Raw genomic sequence first — 19,855 nt, 5'->3', positions numbered from 1 at the left:
GTGTGGTCAGGAAATCAGATCGGCATCCGAGCCTGCGTAGATTTTCCGAAATCTCAGATAGCCTGCGCAGGCGATCAGATCGGAAGCAGACCCCCAGGGCTCCCGTCCTTCAGTAACGAGGCGGGGAATCTTGCCGTGCTTCTGGTATTCCTCCACGGCACCTCGCTGCTCTTCAGTCAGTCCATCGTCTGCGCGCATCCGATAAACAGAGTTTCCCCGGCCACGCATCCTGGATCGAACTTCATTATGGCTTGCCACCGCCTTGCGTCGCTTCACCCATTTATCGAGCATGGCAAGCATGTCTTTTTCGTTGTCCGGATTACCGGGTATGAGCTTGAACCAGGCCCTGGAGTCATGGACATAGTTGTCGAAGAACTCCAGTACAGCTGGATTCAGGCTTTTTTCCTTTTCCCACCAGGTCGCAATTTCTTCCCACTCGGCCGCATGGCTGTTGCCGAATCCGGCTTTCTGAACTGAGGGAATGAACTGCCTGCCCTTCTCCTTGAGCCAGGTAGCAAATGCCTTGATTTCTTCTTCGAATTCATGGGCCGCGCTGTGGAGATCGTTTTGGTCGAACACGGATGAACGGAGGAAGCTCGGGCTCTTATGCAATGGGGTCGTTCCGGTGACCCGTCGGGCCAGCCGCCACTCGATCTGCTTGCGCGCCTGCTCGCGCATGATCCGATGGATTGGGCCTTTCGTTTCCTTGCACGTCGCGATGTAGGCGTTGAAGGCGGCGATCGCCTCGGGCTTCAAGGCGAACCTTTGCTTCGCAACCGGGCTCGCCAGCTCAAGCTTCAAGGGAACACCGTTCAGGCGAGCGGCCTTGTACATCATCAGGAGCGGAATTCTCGTCAGCATGTCCGCTCCCGCTGGATCGGTTCCGCGCCCCTGTTCGCCGGGACAGTAGCCGCAGCCGACGTCCGAATGTACCCCGGGCACGACGATTTCCGTGCAGCCTTCGGCGAGGACGCCGTTGACCGAGATCGAATCGACCGGAAAGCTGCGGCGCAGTTCGTGCGCCGCAACGAGATGCAGGCAGTTCATGCCTGCCGGGACACGCATGCTGTCTTCGGCATCTGCCCAAAGTCCATGCCCATCGAAGAACCCAAACGAGTTTGCGGATCCAACGGAGGCGACGGTATCGAACAGGCCCAGGAAGTCGAAGTGCACCGGAAAGCCACCCAGCGACATCGCTCCCGTTTTTCCTCTAAGCCTGGCGTCCAGCTTGCAAAGGGATTGCAGCCAGTTTACGAACACACGGGCTTCCGTGGCGCCGCGCGAAAAACCGAACACCGACATATAGATCGTCTTGACGATACCCGGGTCAATCTTGGCCGGCTTGCCTCTTTTCTCGTTCGGCCAATGCCTGGAGACGGCCTCATGCAATCTCAGCAGCATTTCCTTGAATTTTTGTGGCACCTTCTTTTCGCGACTGTTCAAGCCGAGTTCGCCTCCCCTGCCATCAAGGAGTGCGCGTGTGCTTTTATTCAGGATGAGGGTCCGGCACAGCTCTTTTTCTTCCGTTGCCGATATCAGCGGCGTCTTCAGAAAAAACCGGTGAAGGTTGTTCACGGCCTGGATCAATGCCCACACTATCCTGAAGTCGCCGAATCCGCCTGCTGCGGCGCCGGAGGTAGCTTGCATGCCGGTTCCATTATCGCCTACTTGCGGGAAAGGGGATGCGACGCCCGGGACATAGACTCGGAAGAAATGCTTATATCTGGGCAGTTCGTGTACCCAGTCAGTCGAAGTGGGAAGGACTCCAGGGACGCTCAGGCCAGGGTAACAATCGTAGAGGCGGGCGACGTTCGAATGGTTCTTCGTAACCTCGGCTTGTTCATAATTGTTCTTAGTGCCATCAAAGAAAAATCCGAAGAATAGATTTGTCTCACATGACCTGCTCGGCATACCAATCGTAACTCCTTCTCGTTGTTCCTGAAGACGAAAATTTGCTTTTTCGCCTTCGGTAAAGAAATGGTCGAGATTGGTAGCTAATGCAAATTTTTCAGCGATAGGTGGAGACAAGAGCGCGGTCATGGCCTAACCTCCATCAACTCTTTAACTTTATCTCGACTGTACTCCAGCACCTTTTCATAACGGCTTTTTAAATAGATTATGTATTTAGAATCGTTAGGACCTGAAAATCCTTTAATGCTTTCGCGATCATATTGCTCAGCCAGTTGCCACGCTTCCCTAGCGCTCTTCTCTGGATCTTTCTCTAATTCGTCTAATAAGACCAGCGCGTCATCAATTCCCCCTAGTTCGTGATGAAGAAGAATTTTCCACCGTTCTTGACGATATTTGAGTGATGGCACAGGCCAACCTTTTATTTTCCCTGGCCAATTCGGATGGTCGGGCTGAAAGTCACTTGATACGATAGCGACCTTACCGTCCGGGGTACGCAGCACCCACAGCTCACCAGGCTTGCCGTCGGGGTATTGCGGGACCTCGACGAGGTGTGTCTCCTTAACTTCAAGCAGCCCATTCTCCGGCCCCCTGTCTACCCAGTGGGTTGCATTCACCTGCAGTTTGATACCGGGACGCCAGGTCTTGGGCAGCGTCGCACAGCAGGTTGTCCCCCCAGCCCCATAAGGATCGATCAGTTCTCCGCCGGCACCGGGCTGGTCCTTGAGGGCCGGATTCTTGACGGAATAACTGAAGGTATCCACGGTGTGGTTGACGCCATGAAGATTGACGTCCACGTTTGTTGACTCACTACACGCGGTGAGAGCGGGTTGAATCAACAGGCAGGCCAGCACCGGTACAGCATATTTCCAGATCGGCTTGAGCATGTTCGTCCTCATGATGATGTCCTTCGCCAGTCAAACACCGAGTCGACAATCCCGATCACGGTCTTGTCCTGCCACACGCGGCTGTTGCGTACCTGGCCAAGACGCCATAGCCATGGCGAGATGCGCACCCGATAGCGGGCAAGGCCACCGTCGCTCCCAAGCATTGCTACTTCGCTGATCTCTCCAGTAAAGCTGGTGCGGCTACCGTTGGCCAAGGCGATCTGCAGTTTTGCCGACTGTCCCAGCAGTTTTTCCAGCTCTATATGGGCATTGGTCGACAGGACAATGAGGTCTCGGACATCGAGCTCGTTCAAGGCCTCATCGGCCAGGAAAGCCTCGACCAACAGCTCTTTCGTACTGAGGCCAGCGCTGCTGTCGTCGACGCTCAGCTCATAGAGCCTTGTCGTGCTTGAAAAACGGGCAAGCTCGACGGCAATTTGTTCCGCCAGTATCGTGGTCATGAGGGAAAGCTATTCTTCGGTAAGTCCGCGATCCTCGGCGGACGGTCTGAAAATAAAAGTACATCGGCCAACATACCGGACTGATCCGACAAGTCATTGCGCAATCGCATTAATTTTCAGCGGCCGTACTGCTTGCCGGTCACGAGCATTTCGCCTAACATATGAACAAATCTTCACATGTTAAACATGACTACACCTACCGAATTCGAACACGCGGCCGGCGCCGTCGAAGAACTGGCCGACCTGTTCCACCTGCTCGGCGACGCCACCCGCCTGCGCATCGTGCTGGCCTGCCTGGCGCAGCCGACCGCGGTGGGCGACATCGCCGCCTCCCTCGATTTGTCCAGCTCCCTGGTCAGCCACCACCTGCGCCTGCTGCGCGCGGCCCGCATCGTCAAGGCCGAGCGCCAGGGCAAGCAGGTCTTCTACTCGGCTGCCGATGCCCACATCAGCAGCCTGCTCGCCAACATGTTCGAACACATCGCCGAACCAATCAATGGAATGGACGCATGAGCACCACCCACACGCACGACCACCATGATCACGACCACGATCATGGCCACCACCACGGTTTCGGCCACCACCATCACCACATGCCGGATCCGGCCGGGCACGAGCGCGCCTTTGCGCTGGCCATCGGCCTCAACGCGCTGTTCGTGGCCATCGAATTCACCTACGGCTTCATCGCCCACTCCACCGCGCTGATGGCGGACGCCGGCCACAACCTGTCCGACGTGCTCGGCCTGGTGTTGGCCTGGGGCGCGGCGGCGTTGGCAAAGCGCGCGCCGACGCACCGCTACACCTACGGCCTGCGCGGCTCCTCGATCCTGGCGGCGCTGGGCAATGGCCTGCTCCTGATGGTGGCCTGCGGCGCCATCGCCCTGGAAGCGGTGCAACGCTTCACCGAACCGGCGCCGGTACAGGGCATGACGGTGTCGATCGTTGCAGGGATCGGCGTTCTGATCAACGGCTTCTCGGCCTGGCTGTTCATGGCCGGCAGCAAGAGCGACCTGAACCTGCGCGGCGCCTACCTGCACATGGCGGCCGACGCCGCGCTGTCGCTGGGCGTGGTGATTTCGGGCCTGCTCATCATGGGCACCGGCTGGACCTGGGTCGACCCGGCGGTGAGCCTGGTGATCGTGGTCGTGATCGTGATCGGCACCTGGTCGCTGCTGCGCGAATCGGTGCTGCTGTCGATGGCGGCGGTGCCGCCCGGCGTGGATGCGAACGCGGTGCGCGACTTTCTCTGCAGCCAGCCGGGCGTGAAGGAAGTGCACGACCTGCACATCTGGGCGATCAGCACGACCGAGAACGCGCTGACGGCGCACGTGGTGATGCCGGGCGGGTACCCGGGGGACCGGGTGCTGGACGAGATGGTGGACAGGCTGCGCAGCGACTTCGGGATCCACCACTGCACGCTGCAGGTGGAGGAAGGGACGACGCATCATGGTTGTGCGCTGGGTGATCATCATGGTCATGACCACGAACATGATCATGACCATGCCCATGCGCACTGAGTGCAGCCGGGCCGGCGAGCCCTAGCCGGCGAGGTTGGCGTACAGCGCCGTACTCAGGTAGCGCTCGCCAAACGACGGAATGATCGTCACGATCAGCTTCCCGGCATTCTCCGGCCGCTGCGCCACCTGCACCGCCGCCCACAAGGCGGCGCCTGACGAAATTCCCACCAGCAGTCCCTCTTCGCGCGCCGCGGCGCGCGCCGTCTCGAAGGCATCCTCGTTCTTCACGGTGATCACTTCGTCGTAGACGCCGGTGTTGAGCACTGCCGGCACGAAGCCGGCGCCGATGCCCTGGATCGGGTGCGGCCCCTTGGTCCCTTTGGACAGCATGGGCGAGGCTTCCGGTTCCACGGCGATGGACTGGAAGCCGGGTTTGCGCGCCTTGATGACTTCGCTCACGCCCGTGATGGTGCCGCCGGTGCCGACGCCGGCCACCAGGATGTCGACCCGGCCGTCGGTGTCGCGCCAGATTTCCTCGGCGGTGGTGTTGCGGTGGATTTCCGGGTTGGCCGGATTGTTGAACTGCTGCGGCATGAAGCAGTTCGGATCGGCGGCCACCAGTTCCTCGGCGCGGCGGATCGCGCCCAGCATGCCTTCGCTGCCCGGCGTGAGCACCAGCTCGGCGCCGTAGGCGCGCAGCAGCATGCGCCGCTCGTTGCTCATGGTCTCGGGCATCACCAGCTTGCAGCGGTAGCCGCGCGCGGCGCACACCATCGCGAGCGCGATGCCGGTGTTGCCGCTGGTGGGTTCGACGATGACGGTGTCGGGCTTGATCATGCCGGCCCGCTCGGCGGCCTCGATCATGGCCAGGCCGATGCGGTCCTTCACGCTGTGCGCCGGGTTGTGGTATTCCAGCTTGCCGAGGATCTCGGCGCCGCCATTCGGGGCCAGCCTGCGGATTCGTACGAGGGGGGTGTTGCCGATCAGTTCAGTAACGTCGTTCGCAATGCGCATGCCGGTCTCCCGTTTATCGTTGGATTTGACTTTACTTGACGTTCACCAGTTCCACATCGAAGATCAGATCGGCATCAGGCGGAATCATGCCGCCGGCGCCGCGCTTGCCGTAGGCCAGCGCGCTCGGGATGACCAGGGTGCGCTTGCCGCCCACCTTCATGCCCTGCACGCCCTGCTCCCAGCCCTTGATGACCATGCCGGCGCCGAGCTGGAACTCGAGCGGGTCGCCACGGTCGAGCGAAGAATCGAATTTCTTGCCGCGCTGCTTCGGCGCGAGCGGCTTGTGCAGCCAGCCGGTGTAGTGGACCAGGACCTTGCTGCCGACGCTGGCTTCCTTGCCCTTGCCGACCACGCGGTCGATGATCTCGACCTGCGGGGTGGGCGCGGCCGGCACGACCGGCTCGGCCTGCGGCTGGACCGTCTGCGGCTGGGTCGCCTGCGGGACGTTCTGCTGCTCCGGCGCAGGCTGGGTGGTGGGCTTGGACGCGTCCTGCTGCTGGGTGGTGCTGTCCTGGGCGGTGGCGCCGGCAGCGGCGGCCAGCAGCAGTGCTGCGAATGCGGTACGACGGATCATGTGGGTTCTTCCATCAAAGTGATCAATAACTGATCCTATGATAGCAAGGCCGCTTCGGCTTGCACAGTTTGCGCTTGAGCAACAGCATCGAGCGCGTCCAGCGGCTCGGCATTCGCCGCATCGGCCAGCTTGCGCAGCAGGTGGCCGGCCGCCACCATGCCGAAGGTGGCCGTGACCACCATGCTCGAGCCGAAGCCGGCGCAATTCAGGCCGGTGACGCCGTTCGGATCGATCGCGCAGGCGTCGCCGGCATCCGGATAGCGCAGCGGTTCCATCGAGAACACGGCATCGATGTGGTACTTGTTCTTTTCACCCTTGGCGAAGCCGTACTGGGCGCGCAGGATCTTGCGCACTTTCTTCAGCAGCGGTTCCTGCTCGGTGCGGGCCAGGTCGCGCACTTCGATCCTGGTCGGATCTAGCTGGCCGCCGGCGCCGCCAATGACGATCAGGGGCAGCTTCCTGGCACTGCAGTAAGCGATCAGCGCCGCCTTCGACTTGACGCCGTCGATGGCGTCGACCACGTAGTCGAAACCTTTGCCGGCGATCATCGTCTCGATGTTCTCCGGATCGATGAAGTCCTCGACCAGGGTCACCTTGCAGAACGGGTTGATCTGCGCGATGCGTTCCTTGAGCGCCTCGATCTTCGGCATGCCGATGGTCGAGCTGAGCGCCTGGAGCTGGCGGTTGATGTTCGATTCGGCCACGTTGTCGAGGTCGATCAGGGTCAGGTGGCCGACAGCGCTGCGTGCCAGCGCCTCGACGATCCAGGAACCGACGCCGCCGACACCGATCACGCAAACGTGCGCCGCACGGAAGCGTTCGAGGGCACGCTCGCCATAGAGGCGCGCGATCCCGCCGAAGCGGCGCGCAAAGTCGACTTCGTCGTCCAGGGTAGCTGCAAGAGTAGGGGTATCGGTCAGGTTCATCCCGCCATTTTAACGGACCTCGATTGCGCATCTGCACTAAAATAGCTTCTAGTCAACCAAATTCTTCTCGTGTGTCAACAAAACGCCCCATGACTCTCAACCTCCACGACACCGCCCCCGATTTCGACCAGCCGATCGCCGTCCTCAAGCACTGCCATGACCGCATCCGCAAGCAGCTGGCGACCCTCGACAAGCTGCTCGCCCATCTGCCGGAATCCGGCGCCGACGAACAGGCGCGCCAGGCCGCGGCAGCGGTGCTGAAATACTTCGAGAAGGCAGCCCACCTGCACCACGACGACGAGGAACAGGACCTGATCCCGATGCTGCGCGCCGTGGCGCAAGGCGAGGACGCCGCCACCCTGCAGGCGTTGGCGCCGGTGATCCTGCAGGACCACAAGGACATGGACGCGCTCTGGCAGGATTTGCACGAGCAACTGACCGCCATCGCCGAAGGCCAGTCCACGGTGCTGTCGGCCAGCGCGGTGCAGCGTTTCAGCCAACGCTATTCTGCCCACATGGAACGCGAGGAGGGCACGATGGCGCCGATGGCCCTGCGCCTGTTCAGCCCGGAACAGATGGCCCAGCTGGGCAAGGCGATGCAGGCGCGCCGCGGCATCGGAGAAACCTCCCCTGCCCCGGCCATCGGCCAGGCCGTCGCCGACCTGCGCAAGGACTACGGCCAGGCCAGCCTGAACGAGAACGAGGTGATGGACGACCCGATGCTCCAGTTCACGCAATGGTTCGAGCAGGCGCTGAAGGCCGAGGTGAACGAGCCGAACGCCATGTCGGTGGCCACGGTGGCGGCCAACGGTCGCCCGAGTTCGCGCATCGTGCTGGTGAAGCAGTTCGACGAACGCGGTTTCACCTGGTACACCAACTACGATAGCCGCAAAGGCCAGGAGTTGGAGGATAATCAATACGCCGCTTTGTTGTTCTTTTGGAGCGAACTCGAACGCCAGGTGCGCATCGAAGGACGTGTAGAGCGCACCTCAAACGAAGAAAGCGACCGGTATTTCCGCAGCCGGCCGCTGAAAAGCCGTTTGTCGGCCATCGCCTCTCGTCAAAGCGCTCCAATCGGCAGCCGCGCTGAGCTGGAACAGAACTACGAAGCCGTAGCACGGCAAGCTGGAGATGATCCGGCGCGTCCGGGCAACTGGGGCGGTTTCCGCCTCGTGCCCGAGCGCCTGGAATTCTGGCAGGGGCGCCGCTCCCGCTTCCACGACCGCATCGTCTACGAGCGTCAGGAAGACGGCAGCTGGACCCGCCTGCGTTTGCAACCCTAGGCCGGCCGCAGCGCGAGCTCGCATCTGCGCGGCACGCCGGCCACCTATGCCGGAGGTGAGCGTGTTCGAGCAAATGGTATTGTCGGCCTGGAGTGCAGGCCTGCGTGACAAGCTGTCCCTGCCCTTGCGGGTGGAACTGTGGGATGGCCGCCAACTCGAGTTTTCCTCCGAGCCGGCACGGGTCACCATCCGCGTCCCCGACCGCTCCGCCCTGCGCTACCTGCGCTCGCCCTCGCTGTACAACCTGGGGCGGGCCTACGTCGAGGGAGCGATCGACATCAAGGGACGGGCGGCCGACATCATCAACGTCGGCAACGCGCTGGCGGCCAGCCTGGACAAGGGACGCGGCCGCCTCGGCGACATGCTGCGCCGCGCGGTCCCGCACACGCGCGAGAGCGATGCCGAAGCGATCCGCTACCACTACGACGTTTCCAACGATTTCTACGCGGCCTGGCTCGACCCGGCCATGGTGTATTCCTGCGCCTACTTCGAGAACGGCGACGAAGACCTGGCCACGGCGCAGCAAAAGAAAATCGACCACATCCTGCGCAAGATCGACCTGCGGCCCGGACAGACCTTGCTCGACATCGGCTGCGGCTGGGGTGCGCTGGTGCTGCGCGCGGCCCAGGCCTTCGGCGCGCGCTGCGTCGGCGTGACGCTGTCCGAGAACCAGGCCCGGCTTGCGCGCGAGCGGGTCGAACGGGCCGGATTGCAGGGACAGGTCGAGATTCGCCTGCAGGACTACCGCGACGTCGACGGCAGCTTCGAACGCATCACCAGCGTCGGCATGTTCGAACACGTCGGCGTGCAGCACCTGCCGGAATATTTTTCACGGGTGAACCGGCTGCTGGCCCCGGGGGGCGTGGTGATGAACCACGGCATCACCACCACCAATGTCGACAACAGCGCCACGCCCTACGGCGGCGGCGAATTCATCGACCAGTACGTGTTCCCGCACGGCGAGCTGGCCCACCTGGCCACGGTGGTGCGGGCGATGCAGGAAGGCGGGCTGGAGGTGCGCGACGTGGAAAACCTGCGGCGCCACTACGCGAAGACCTGCGCGATCTGGACCGACAATTTCGAAGGCAATGCCGAGCATATCCGGACGCTGACGGACGAGAAGCGCTTCCGCATCTGGCACGTCTACCTGGCGGGCTGCGCCTACGCCTTCGCGCACGGGAGGATCAGCCTGTACCAGATCGTGTGCGGCAAGGCGGATGGAGAGGTCGAGCAGTTGCCGTGGTCGCGCAAGTACATGTACGCTACTTGAGCCGCTCGGTAAAGGTCTTGCGGAACTTCGCCACCTTCGGCGCCACCACGAAGGCGCAGTAGCCCTGCAGCGGATGCTGCGCAAAATAATTCTGGTGATAGTCCTCGGCCTTGTACCAGGTCTCCTGCGGCAACAGCTGGGTCACGATCGGCGCATCCCATACCGCCGCCATCTCGGCCATCACCTTGCGCGCCGTCGCCTCCTGCTCCGGCGAGGTGGTGAAGATCACCGAGCGGTATTGCGGGCCGACATCGTTGCCCTGGCGGTCAGGCGTGGTCGGATCATGGATCGTGAAGAAGATCTCGAGGATGTCGCGGTAGCTGATCACCGTTGGGTCGAACTCGAGCCGCACCACCTCGGCATGGCCGGTCGTGCCCGCGCACACTTGTTCGTAGCTCGGCTTGTCGACGTGGCCGCCCATGTAGCCCGATTCCACGCGCGTCACGCCGCGCGCTTCCAGGTAGACCGCCTCCAGGCACCAGAAGCATCCGCCACCCAGGATGGCTACCTCCCTCCCGCTTTGTTCGCTCATTGCACGCACCTTTGCTATTTCGTCAGATTCGATAGTTCTTAATGTAACGCAAAGCGCACTTTCATGCAGTGCGCTCGGGATCAACACCCGGCCGGCCGCCCGACAGTGGCATAATGGCGATCCAATGAATACACGCTCTCCCCGTGCCACGACGCGCGGTTTCGACTCGGCGCATTTTCGCCACGCCCTGTCGCAATTCGCCACCGGTGTCACCGTCATCACCACGCGCCTTGCCGACGGCTCTTTCCGCGGCCTGACCGCCAGTTCCTTCAACTCGGTCTCGCTCGAGCCCCCGCTCGTCCTGTGGAGCCTGGGCGCCGGCGCCAACAGCCTGCCCATCTTCAGCGGCAACTCGCATTACGTCATCAACGTGCTGGGCGCGGGCCAGCAGGACCTGGCGCTGCGCTTTTCGCGCCGCAGCATCGACGATCCCTTCACCGGCGTCGAGTACGAACTGTCGCGCACCGGCCTGCCGATCCTGAAGGGCGTCTCGGCCTGGTTCGAATGCCACAACCGCAGCCGCTATCCGGAGGGCGATCACGTCATCTTCGTGGGCGAAGTCGAGGAATGCGCCGTGCATCCGCAGTCGGCGCTGCTGTTCCATGGCGGACGATTCGGTGCAACCGGCTAGGGCGGTTGTTTAACGTGCAGCTGGCGAGGATCACGCCAGCTCTCCGGATTTTTAGGCAAATCCGGCCGGGTCCCGCGCCCTACCATTCTCTTCACCTTAACGCCGCGTCAAGCGGCATCTCATGGAGAAGAGATCATGTCCAAAGTCTGGTTCATTACGGGCGCCGGCCGCGGCATCGGCGCAGAAATTGCCCATGCAGCGATCGCGAATGGCGACCGCGTTGTTGCGGCGGCTCGCAGCCTTGCACAGCTGACATCCACCTTCGCCTCGGTCGATTCGGAGCAGGTCGAACTGGTCGAACTCGACGTCGCCAAGGAAATGCAAGCCACGGTCGCCATCGAGGCCGCCGTCGCCCGCTTCGGCCGCATCGACGTGCTCGTCAACAACGCCGCCTATGGGCTGCTGGGCAACTTCGAGGAGCTGTCCCCGGCCGACATCGAACAGCAGTTCACGGTCAATGTGTTCGGCGTGATGCACATGCTGCGTGCCGCCCTGCCGGTGTTGCGCCGCCAGCGCGCGGGCCACGTCGTCAACATCAGCTCGATCGCCGGCGTCACCGGCTTCGACGGCGCCTCGGTCTACTGCGCCACCAAGTATGCGATCGAAGGCCTGTCTTCTTCGCTCGGGCTGGAGCTGGCCAAGTTCGGCATCAAGGTGAGCACAGTCGAGCCGGGCTTCTTCCGTACCGACTTCCTCGACCAGAGCTCGGTGCGCTACGGCCAGAAGGTGATCGACGATTATGCGGCCTACGGCTCGGTCGAGAACGTTTACGGCGCCTACCACGGCAAGCAGCTGGGCGATCCGGCCAAGCTCGCCGAGCTGGTGGTGCACCTGGCCGGGATGGACAATCCGCCGAAGCATTTCCTTGCCGGAAGCGATGCGCTCGCCATGGCACAATCCGAGATCGACGCCCGCTTGACCGAGCTGAACGCCCTGGCTGGACTGTCGCGCTCGACCGACCACGATGCCTGAGCACTGCGCCGGCACTGGTGGTATCCTGCGACCGATAGCGCCATGAACTCGCCCGACCAGCTCCCCATCCTTGCCGGTGTCCAGACAAGCGAGCCGCCCCAGCAGCCGGCCATGCCCGCGCTTGCGCGCTTGGCGCGGAGCCTGCTTGCCAATGCGCCGCAGGACGGTTCTTTCGAGACCTGCATTCCGGGCGTACATGCCATCCGCGCCTCGAGCACCAGCGCGGAACTGGTGCATGGCCTGCACCGCCCCGCCCTGTGCATCGTTGCGCAGGGCGCCAAGACGGTCATGCTGGGCGAAGAGTCCTACGAATACGATCCCTCGCGCATGATGATCTTTTCGCTGGACCTGCCGATCGCCGCCATGATCAGGCAAGCCAGCGTGGCCGCGCCCTACCTGTCCTTCCGGCTCGATTTCGACCAGCAACGGCTGGCGGAACTGATCCTGAAGGCCTATCCGGAAGGTGTACCGGCCGTTCGCGACAGGCGTGCCGTGTACGTGGCGCAGGCGGGCGAGGCCATCGTCGACGCCGCGGCGCGTTTGATGGCGCTGGCCGGCCAGCCCGAGGATGCCGCCCTGCTGGCGCCGCTGGCCATCGACGAGATCATGCTGCGCCTCTTGCGCGGCCCCTTTGGCGCCCGCCTGGCCCAGCTCGGCCGCGTCGAGTCGCACCGTATCGGCAAGGTAGTGGACTGGATCCGCCGGAATTACGACCGGCCTGTCCGCATCGACGACATGGCCGAGCTGGCGCACATGAGTCCCTCCTCCCTGCATGAGCACTTCAAGTCGCTGACCTCGATGAGCCCGCTGCAGTTCCAGAAGACCCTGCGCCTGCAGGAAGCGCGCCGCCTGATGTTGTCGAGCGGCATGGATGCCGGGCTTGCTTCCCAGCGTGTCGGCTATGCCAGCGCCTCGCAGTTCAGCCGTGAATATACGCGCCATTTCGGCTCGGCGCCGACACGCGACATGCTGCGCCTGCGCAATGCCGGTCTGGCGCAAGCAGTATCGTTTACCCAATAATCCGCTCTCGCCGGCACTCGGATTCCCGACCGAGCAAAAATGAAAATGCCTGTCGCAGATTCAAAAGATACGGCGGCGCACCATTCTTATAATGGTCAAGCCATGGCGCGGCCTCCAGACCGGCGTGCGCCTCGTACAAGAACCTATCGAGACAGGAAGATCCATGAGCCATTCCGATTCGCCCCGCAAAGCCGCCTTCCACTGGGACGACCCCCTGCTGCTGAACAGCCAGCTCACCGATGAAGAACGCATGGTGCGCGAGGCTGCGGCGAGCTACTGCCAGGACAAGCTCAAGCCGCGCATCCTCGAGGCTTTCCGCCACGAGCGCATGGACAACGCGATCTTCCGCGAAATGGGCGAACTCGGCCTGCTCGGCCCGACCATCCCGGAACAATACGGCGGCCCGGGCCTGAACTACGTCTCGTACGGCCTGATCGCACGCGAGGTCGAGCGCGTCGACTCCGGCTACCGCTCGATGATGAGCGTGCAGTCCTCGCTGGTGATGGTGCCGATCTTTGAATTCGGCAATGAGGAAACCAAGCAGAAATACTTGCCGAAACTGGCCACCGGCGAATGGATCGGCTGCTTCGGCCTGACCGAGCCGAACCACGGCTCCGACCCGGCTTCCATGGTCACCCGCGCCCGCAAGGTCGAGGGCGGCTATTCGCTGAGCGGTTCCAAGATGTGGATCACCAACTCGCCGGTCGCCGATGTGTTCGTGGTCTGGGCCAAGGACGACGAAGGCGCGATCCGCGGCTTCGTGCTGGAAAAGGGCTGGAAGGGCCTGAGCGCTCCCGCCATCCACGGCAAGTTCGGCCTGCGCGCCTCGGTCACCGGCGAGATCGTCATGGACGAGGTGTTCTGCCCGGAAGAAAACGCCTTCCCGGACGTGCGCGGCCTGAAGGGCCCGTTCACCTGCCTGAACTCGGCGCGCTACGGCATCGCCTGGGGCGCGCTCGGCGCGGCCGAAGATTGCTGGCACACGGCGCGCCAGTATGTGCTGGACCGCAAGCAGTTCGGCAAGCCGCTCGCCGCCAACCAGCTGGTGCAGAAGAAGCTGGCCGACATGCAGACCGAAATCACCCTCGGCCTGCAGGGCTGCCTGCGCCTGGGCCGCATGAAGGACGAAGGCACCGCCGCCGTCGAGATCACCTCGATCATGAAGCGCAACTCCTGCGGCAAGTCACTGGATATTGCCCGCACGGCACGTGACATGCTCGGCGGTAACGGCATCTCGGACGAGTTCGGCATCGTGCGCCACATGGTCAACCTCGAAGTGGTCAATACCTACGAAGGCACCCACGACATCCACGCGCTGATCCTCGGCCGCGCACAGACCGGCATCGCCGCGTTCTGATCCTCCAGGCGCGCCGCCGCCCGGTGGCGCGCTTTCCCATGCAACACTGATTTCGTTACAACAGACTTTTCTAATTTCAATCGTGCCGCGTCAATACAACGTGATTTTGCGCTAGGATAGTTACTCAACTCTTATAACTAAAAATAGCGGTTATCTCAGACCATTTCGCGAGGTTGGATGAGCGCCCTTGACGGACCGCAATTGCCTGCTCTTGGCGACGCACACGCGTTGTCGCTCGAGCTGTTGCTCCAGAACTTGCCTGGAGTCGCTTATCGCTGTCGCTACGATGCCGACTGGACGATGGAATTCATCAGCGCCGGTGTGGAGAAGTTGACTGGTTATCCGGCAGCCGCATTCCTGGCGCGTCCAGGCATGAATTTCGCCAGCCTGATCCATCCGGACGACCGCGCCGGCGCCGAACGCAGCGTCGCCCTGGCACTGCAGCAGGGACGCGCCTTCAAGCTGACCTACCGCATCCGCTGCGCCACCGGCGAAACACGATGGGTCTATGAACAGGGAGCAGCACCGCCTCAGGGACGGGGCAAGATCCTTGAAGGCTTCATGTTCGACTACACGGAACTGCGCAATGCCAACCTGCTGGTGCAGGAACAGGCTTCCTACCTGCAGCAGGCGCGCGATGCGATCATCGCGATGGACCTGAATTCGCGCATCACTTACTGGAATCACGGCGCAGAGCGGCTCTACGGCTGGAGCGCTTCCGAAGCACGTGGCAAGAAATTCTCCGATTTACTTTGCGAGAACCTGCCAGCCTACCACGCAGCCTACGAGAACACACTCGCCAACGGCGGGTGGATGGGCGAGTTGTCGCACCTGCGCCGCGACGGCGTTTGCATCGAGACCGATACCCGCTGGACGCTGATGGCCAACGACCGCGAGTCGGGCGCGCCGCAGAAGATTCTGGTGATCAGCACCGACATCAGCGAACGCAAGCACAATGAAGCGAAGATCTACCGACTTGCCTTCTTCGACCCATTGACCGACCTGCCGAACCGCGCCAGTCTGCTCGACCATCTGCGCCGCGCCCTGCTGGGCAGCGCGCGCACGCGCAAGTGCGGCGCCCTGATGTTCTGCGACCTCGACAATTTCAAATACCTGAACGACTCGCAGGGGCACGCCGCCGGCGACCTGCTGCTGCAGGCGGTGGCACGCCGCCTCGAGCACTGCGTGCGCGAGGCCGACATGGTGGCGCGCCTGGGCGGTGACGAGTTCGTGATCCTGATCCAGCCTGTGGAAGACACGCGCGAGGGCGCGGCGGCCCAGGCCGAGACGGTGGCCAGCAAGGTGGTGGCCGCGATGGCGGCGCCCTTCCAGCTGGCCGACATGATGTATTCGGTCTCGGTCAGCGTCGGCGTGACCACCTTGTGCGGTACCGTGGACACGGTCGAATCGACCCTGCGCCAGGCCGACGCCGCGATGTACCAGTCCAAGGCCTGCGGGCGCAACACCTACCGCTTCCACGACCCCGCGGTGCAGGCGGCGTGGTCGGCTCGGGCCGAGCTGGAAGGCGCGATGCGGCGTGCGCTGCGCGACAACGAGTTCGTGCTGCATTACCAGCCGCAGCTCGACCGCAGCAGCCGTGTGATCGGCGCCGAAGCGCTGTTACGCTGGCGCCTGCCGGACGGTCGGCTGCTGTACCCGGCCGAGTTCATCCAGGCTGCTGAAGAGAGCGGCCTGATCATCGACATCGGACGCTGGGTGCTGCGCACCGCCTGCGCCGAGCTGGCGCGCTGGCAGCACTATCCGGACACCGCCGGGCTGACGATGTCGGTCAATGTCAGCGCCGGCCAGTTCATCGAGCCCGACTTCGTGCCGATGCTGCAACAGGTGTTCGAAGAAACCGGGGTGCAGCCGTCCAGCCTCAAGCTCGAGCTGACCGAAAGCCTGGTGGTGCGCGATTTCAGCCACACCGCGCATACCATGGCCACCCTGAAGCAGCGCGGCATCAGCTTTTCGCTGGACGACTTCGGCACCGGCTACTCGTCGCTGGCCTACCTGCGCAAGCTGCCGCTCGACCAGCTCAAGATCGACCAGTCCTTCATGCGCGACGTGCTGACCGACCAGAACGACGCGTCCATCGTGCGCTCGATCATCGCGCTGGGCGAGAGCCTGGGCCTGCAGGTGATCGCGGAAGGCGTCGAGACGCCGGGCCAGCGCCAGTTCCTGTCGGACGCCGGCTGCTACATCTACCAGGGCTTTCTGTACCAGCACGCGCTCAGCGCCGAGCATTTCACGCAGTACGCGCGCACGGTGCATTAGCCCCGAGCGCCAGCGGTATGCCTCGCGCCCAGCGGTTCGAGGAGAGCGAGAATTCGAGCGCCCGCACCTGGTGGAACCAGCCGGCCGGCACGTACAGCAGGTCGCCCGGCGCGACGATGCACTCGACCGTGGCCGCCTGGAGCGCCAGCGGATACGCGTCGAAGTCCGGCGCCTCCGGGTCGACGGGTGAACCGAACAGGACCGGATTGGCTTCGTTCGCATACAGGAAGGCGTCGTGGTGAGGCGGCGCCAGAAAGATGCGTTTGGTGCCCCAGATTTGCGCGAAGATGTTGTCGTCGAAGTCGCAATGCAGGGGCGTCATCGTGCCCACCGGGCCGAGCCAGAAACGGGGCGGCCCCATCTTGCGAAAATAGGCCGGCCAGTGGCACAGGCGGTTCAGCTCGCGCAGTTCCAGGTTGCCGACATAGGGCGGCGGCTCGCCGGCGCCGTGGATGCGTTCGGGCTCGAGGTCGAGGTAGGCGCGCAAGGACATGTCGCGCATCGGGCGGTCGGCCCGGAAGGGTTGCCGGATGTAGTCGCCGACGCGGGCGCGCACCGGCAGATCGCCGTAGCGTTCGCGCAGCTCGAGCGGGGTAAGGCTGCACAGGGGCCAGCGATCGACCAGGCCGGTCATGATGAAGGGGAGTCCTTGCGCGGCGCGCGCCGCGAAGGCTGCCGCGTCCAGCCGCTTGAGGCGCGGCACCTCGGAGGGGATCGGCAGGCCGCGCGCATGGTCCTTGACGGCCTGGCGCATCGCGGCGATCGAGACGACGCCGCGCACCGCGGCGTCGCGCTCTTCCTGCGCCAGCTTCCTGGCTGCCGCGTCTTCCGGCGTCGTCGCCAGCGTCGGCAGCGGTGGCAGGATGCCTTTCGCTTCCCTATTGTCCTGCATATGTTTCAGCACTCCACACGAAACCGTACAGGTTAGCGCGTGGAGGCCAGGATGTCGACAAATGCGGTCGAATCAGGCGCGGCTTGCGCCGAAGGGCGTTTCCGCCACGCCCTGCACACCCGGGCGCAGCAGCACCACCGAACCCGCCTCGCCGCCCGAGCCCGGGTCGATCGACGTTACCAGGAAGGTATCGAGCTGCGGCCCGCCGAAGGCGCACATCGAAGGCTTGGCCATCGGCAGCGCGATCTCGCGGTCCAGCTTCCCGCCCGGCGTGAAGCGCTGTACCAGGCCGCCGTCGTTGGCGCAGGTCCAGTAGCAGCCTTCGACATCGACCGCGGCGCCGTCCGGGCGGCCCTTCTGCCCGCTCAGGTCGAGGAAGACGCGCTTGTTGTGCGGGATGCCCTGCTCGACGTCGTAGTCGAAGGCCCACACGGTGCGGCGCTGCGGATGCGAATCCGACAGGTACATGGTGCGCCCGTCGGGCGACCAGGCCAGGCCGTTCTGCGTCAGCAGGCCGCTCACCACCGGACCATGCAGTCCCTCGTCCGCGCTGTAGCGGTACAGGCCGCCGACCGCGCGCGCCGCGCCCATGTCCATGAACATGGTGCCGCTCCAGAAACGGCCCTGGCGGTCGCAGCGCCCGTCGTTGAAGCGCATGCCTTCGCCCAGCTCAAGCGCGGACGGCGCGGCCAGGCGCGTGGCCTCGGCCTTGCCGTCCTCGCCCAGGACCAGGCGATGGATACCGGTTTCCATGCCGGCCACCAGGCTGCCGTCGACGGCGCCTGCGACGCAGGCCACCATCTCGGGCGCTTCCCAGTGGCGCAGCGCGCCGGTGGCGTGGTCCATGCGCCAGACGCGGCGCGCCGGGATGTCCACCCAGTACCACGCAGCTTCCGCCGCGTTCCAGGTGGGACTTTCGCCGGTGGCGCAATGCACGCCTTCGATACGGTCGATCTCCATGCCTGCCATTACAGGTCGGTGATCTCGCGGTGTGCCGGCACCAGGGCCTTCATCACCAGCCAGGCCGTCAGGTAGGCCAGCGCGCAGATCGAGAACATGATCAGGTAGCCGGTTTCCAGGTGACCCAGGGCGCCGTAGTAGTCAAACAGCCAGCCGCCCAGCTTGGTGAGCAGCACGCCGCCCAGGCCGCCGGCCATGCCGCCGATGCCGACCACCGAACCGACGCTGTGCTTGGGGAACATGTCCGACACGGTGGTGAACAGGTTGGCCGACCAGGCCTGGTGCGCCGAGGCGCCGATGCCGATCAGGATCACCGGGATCCAGAAGCCCAGGTAGCCGAGCGGCTGGGCCAGCAGCACCACCAGCGGGAACAGGGCGATGGTGAACATGGCGCGCATGCGGCCCTGGTAGATGCTGTGGCCGCGGTCGATGAACCAGGTCGGCAGCCAGCCGCCACCGATACTGCCCACCATCGTCATGCTGTACAGGACAGCCAGCGGCAGGACCATCTCCGGGCCGGTGAGGCCGTACTGCGCCGACATGTACTTCGGCAGCCAGAACAGGAAGAACCACCACACGCCGTCGGTCATGAACTTGCCGAAGGCGAACGCCCAGGTCTGGCGGTAGCCCAGCAGCTTGAACCACGATGCCTTCGGCTTGGCCGCTGCGGCGGTCGGGTTCGCGTCCGCAGGCGAGCTGTCGCTGTTGATGTAGGCCAGTTCGCCTGCGCTGAGGCGCTTCTGGCGATCCGGGGTGTCGTACAGCCAGATCCAGATGCCCATCCAGACGAAGCCGATGGCGCCGACCGCGATGAAGGCGGCCTGCCAGCCCCAGTACTCGGCGATCAGGGGCACGGTCAGCGGCGCCAGGATCGCGCCGACGTTGGCGCCGGAGTTGAAGATGCCGGTGGCGAAGGAACGCTCGCGCTTGGGGAAGTACTCGGCGGTGGCCTTGATCGCGGCCGGGAAGTTGCCCGCCTCGCCGATCGCCAGCACCGCGCGGCCCACCATGAAGCCGACGATCGAGACCGGCACCGCGGCCAGGCCGAGCGTGGTGAACACGCTGTTGACCGCATTGCCGATGCCGATGGCGTAGGCGTGCGCAACGGCGCCGATCGACCAGACCACGATGGCGAGGACGAAGGCGCGCTTGGTGCCGAGGCGGTCGATCACGCGGCCGGCGAACAGCATCGAGATGGCGTAGACGAACTGGAAGACTGCCGTGATGTTGGCGTAGTCGGTGTTCGACCAGCCGAATTCCTTGGTAAGCAGCGGCGCCAGCAGGCTCAGGACCTGGCGGTCGAGGTAGTTGATGGTGGTGGCGAAGAACAGGAGGGCGCAGATGGTCCAGCGATACTTGCCCACCGTCGAGGTGAGCCCCGGGGCCTGCTCCGCGCGTTGCTTCGCATTTGCGCTCATGACTTGCTGATTCATG

19 protein-coding genes are annotated in these 19,855 nt (G+C 63.7%); 9 read left to right on the top strand and 10 right to left on the bottom strand.

Annotated features, from left to right (window positions below):
* Window positions 1-6: 6 nt before the first annotated feature.
* The 3 genes from ACK6C6_RS01105 to ACK6C6_RS01095 are packed head-to-tail and all read right to left on the bottom strand — an operon-like array spanning window position 7 to window position 3,256.
* Window positions 7-2,040 (bottom strand): phospholipase effector Tle1 domain-containing protein, encoded by a 2,034-nt coding sequence (locus ACK6C6_RS01105; protein ID WP_409265457.1) that lies wholly within the window; start codon window positions 2,038-2,040, stop codon window positions 7-9.
* Complete coding sequence (locus ACK6C6_RS01100) at window positions 2,037-2,795, bottom strand: DUF3304 domain-containing protein (protein ID WP_409265455.1); 759 nt, start codon at window positions 2,793-2,795, stop codon at window positions 2,037-2,039. The genes ACK6C6_RS01105 and ACK6C6_RS01100 overlap by 4 nt, the downstream gene beginning before the upstream one ends.
* 8 nt (window positions 2,796-2,803) lie before the next feature.
* Window positions 2,804-3,256 carry a contractile injection system protein, VgrG/Pvc8 family gene (locus tag ACK6C6_RS01095; protein WP_409265454.1) on the bottom strand — a complete coding sequence of 151 codons (453 nt, stop codon included), beginning with the start codon at window positions 3,254-3,256 and terminating at the stop codon, window positions 2,804-2,806.
* A 186-nt stretch (window positions 3,257-3,442) separates the two neighbouring features.
* On the opposite strand from ACK6C6_RS01095, the gene ACK6C6_RS01090 reads away from it, so the two are divergent.
* The gene (locus ACK6C6_RS01090; protein ID WP_036213087.1) at window positions 3,443-3,769 is read left to right on the top strand and encodes a helix-turn-helix transcriptional regulator; all 327 of its coding nucleotides are present in this window, start codon (window positions 3,443-3,445) and stop codon (window positions 3,767-3,769) included.
* Window positions 3,766-4,773 (top strand): cation diffusion facilitator family transporter, encoded by a 1,008-nt coding sequence (locus ACK6C6_RS01085; protein ID WP_409265453.1) that lies wholly within the window; start codon window positions 3,766-3,768, stop codon window positions 4,771-4,773. The genes ACK6C6_RS01090 and ACK6C6_RS01085 overlap by 4 nt, the downstream gene beginning before the upstream one ends.
* Before the next feature lie 21 nt (window positions 4,774-4,794).
* On the opposite strand, the gene cysK is transcribed toward ACK6C6_RS01085, so the two are convergent.
* From cysK to tcdA, 3 genes are read right to left on the bottom strand one after another with little or no spacing between them, the layout of a single operon-like run.
* Window positions 4,795-5,727 (bottom strand): cysteine synthase A, encoded by a 933-nt coding sequence (cysK, locus tag ACK6C6_RS01080; RefSeq protein ID WP_209587244.1) that lies wholly within the window; start codon window positions 5,725-5,727, stop codon window positions 4,795-4,797.
* Between the two features lie 31 nt (window positions 5,728-5,758).
* Window positions 5,759-6,301: an FKBP-type peptidyl-prolyl cis-trans isomerase gene (locus tag ACK6C6_RS01075; protein WP_409265452.1), complete on the bottom strand. Its 543-nt coding sequence runs from the start codon at window positions 6,299-6,301 to the stop codon at window positions 5,759-5,761.
* A gap of 35 nt (window positions 6,302-6,336) precedes the next feature.
* Window positions 6,337-7,227: a tRNA cyclic N6-threonylcarbamoyladenosine(37) synthase TcdA gene (gene tcdA, locus ACK6C6_RS01070; protein ID WP_409265451.1), complete on the bottom strand. Its 891-nt coding sequence runs from the start codon at window positions 7,225-7,227 to the stop codon at window positions 6,337-6,339.
* A gap of 89 nt (window positions 7,228-7,316) precedes the next feature.
* Here tcdA and pdxH point away from each other — a divergent pair, with 89 nt between their 5' ends.
* Window positions 7,317-8,510 (top strand): pyridoxamine 5'-phosphate oxidase, encoded by a 1,194-nt coding sequence (pdxH, locus tag ACK6C6_RS01065; RefSeq protein WP_409265450.1) that lies wholly within the window; start codon window positions 7,317-7,319, stop codon window positions 8,508-8,510.
* A gap of 61 nt (window positions 8,511-8,571) precedes the next feature.
* On the top strand, window positions 8,572-9,780 hold the full coding sequence (locus ACK6C6_RS01060; RefSeq protein WP_409265448.1) for a class I SAM-dependent methyltransferase: 1,209 nt from the start codon (window positions 8,572-8,574) through the stop codon (window positions 9,778-9,780).
* On the opposite strand, the gene msrA is transcribed toward ACK6C6_RS01060, so the two are convergent.
* Window positions 9,773-10,312, bottom strand: coding sequence for a peptide-methionine (S)-S-oxide reductase MsrA (msrA, locus tag ACK6C6_RS01055; protein ID WP_285380047.1), 540 nt, complete (start codon window positions 10,310-10,312; stop codon window positions 9,773-9,775). The two genes, ACK6C6_RS01060 and msrA, sit on opposite strands and share 8 nt — an antisense overlap.
* 124 nt (window positions 10,313-10,436) lie before the next feature.
* On the opposite strand from msrA, the gene ACK6C6_RS01050 reads away from it, so the two are divergent.
* From ACK6C6_RS01050 to ACK6C6_RS01030, 5 genes are all read left to right on the top strand, one after another.
* A complete protein-coding gene (locus ACK6C6_RS01050; protein ID WP_027865480.1) occupies window positions 10,437-10,943 on the top strand; it encodes a flavin reductase family protein in 507 nt (168 codons plus the stop codon).
* Between the two features lie 135 nt (window positions 10,944-11,078).
* Window positions 11,079-11,915, top strand: a complete 837-nt coding sequence (locus ACK6C6_RS01045) for an SDR family NAD(P)-dependent oxidoreductase (RefSeq protein WP_409265447.1) — start codon at window positions 11,079-11,081, stop codon at window positions 11,913-11,915.
* A 42-nt stretch (window positions 11,916-11,957) separates the two neighbouring features.
* On the top strand, window positions 11,958-12,935 hold the full coding sequence (locus tag ACK6C6_RS01040; RefSeq protein ID WP_409265445.1) for an AraC family transcriptional regulator N-terminal domain-containing protein: 978 nt from the start codon (window positions 11,958-11,960) through the stop codon (window positions 12,933-12,935).
* A gap of 163 nt (window positions 12,936-13,098) precedes the next feature.
* Window positions 13,099-14,292, top strand: coding sequence for an acyl-CoA dehydrogenase (locus ACK6C6_RS01035; protein WP_209587236.1), 1,194 nt, complete (start codon window positions 13,099-13,101; stop codon window positions 14,290-14,292).
* 300 nt (window positions 14,293-14,592) lie between these two features.
* Window positions 14,593-16,569, top strand: coding sequence for a bifunctional diguanylate cyclase/phosphodiesterase (locus ACK6C6_RS01030; protein WP_209587235.1), 1,977 nt, complete (start codon window positions 14,593-14,595; stop codon window positions 16,567-16,569).
* On the opposite strand, the gene ACK6C6_RS01025 is transcribed toward ACK6C6_RS01030, so the two are convergent.
* From ACK6C6_RS01025 to ACK6C6_RS01015, 3 genes are all read right to left on the bottom strand, one after another.
* Window positions 16,541-17,461, bottom strand: a complete 921-nt coding sequence (locus tag ACK6C6_RS01025; protein ID WP_409265444.1) for a cupin-like domain-containing protein — start codon at window positions 17,459-17,461, stop codon at window positions 16,541-16,543. The genes ACK6C6_RS01030 and ACK6C6_RS01025 overlap by 29 nt on opposite strands.
* A gap of 72 nt (window positions 17,462-17,533) precedes the next feature.
* Window positions 17,534-18,421: an SMP-30/gluconolactonase/LRE family protein gene (locus tag ACK6C6_RS01020; RefSeq protein WP_409267288.1), complete on the bottom strand. Its 888-nt coding sequence runs from the start codon at window positions 18,419-18,421 to the stop codon at window positions 17,534-17,536.
* An 8-nt stretch (window positions 18,422-18,429) separates the two neighbouring features.
* Window positions 18,430-19,854, bottom strand: a complete 1,425-nt coding sequence (locus ACK6C6_RS01015) for an MFS transporter (RefSeq protein ID WP_409265443.1) — start codon at window positions 19,852-19,854, stop codon at window positions 18,430-18,432.
* Between the last annotated feature and the right edge of the window lies 1 nt (window position 19,855).

The sequence above is a fragment of the Massilia sp. BHUDP2 genome, from assembly GCF_046236355.1.
GTDB classification, from domain to species: Bacteria; Pseudomonadota; Gammaproteobacteria; order Burkholderiales; family Burkholderiaceae_D; genus Telluria; species Telluria varians.
The sequence above is the reverse complement of the archived record's forward strand: the minus strand, read 5'-3'. Positions and strand labels throughout refer to the sequence as shown.